This is a genomic window from Saccharothrix sp. ST-888 (genome assembly GCF_000955975.1).
Lineage (GTDB): Bacteria > Actinomycetota > Actinomycetes > Streptomycetales > Streptomycetaceae > Kitasatospora.
The window spans coordinates 1-265 of the sequence record NZ_JYJF01001076.1 but is presented as its reverse complement, the minus strand read 5'-3'; the positions used below and the strand labels follow the sequence as shown (position 1 = coordinate 265).

Sequence of the window (265 nt, the reverse complement as noted above, 5' to 3'; positions counted from 1 at the left end):
GTCGAGGTCCCAGCCGCGGCCGGTCGGGAAGCCGGAGATCGCGTCTCCGGCCTCGGACACCAGTCGCCACAGGTCCTCGGGCGACTCCACGCCGCCGGGATAGCGGCAGCTCATACCGACGATCGCGATCGGCTCGTCGTCCAGGGATCCGGCCGACTGCACCGGGGCGGTGCCGATCGCGTCGGTCTCGTCGCCCAGCAGCTCGGCGACCAGGAAGGCCGCCAGGGCGACCGGGCTCGGGTAGTCGAACACCAGCGTCGCCGGC

General features: G+C 73.2%; 1 protein-coding gene. It reads right to left on the bottom strand.

Translation table 11 applies throughout. The features are described from left to right. Positions 1 to 265 (bottom strand): acyl carrier protein (locus UK12_RS35685; RefSeq protein WP_045307385.1); only part of this gene is annotated, 265 nt, incomplete at both ends.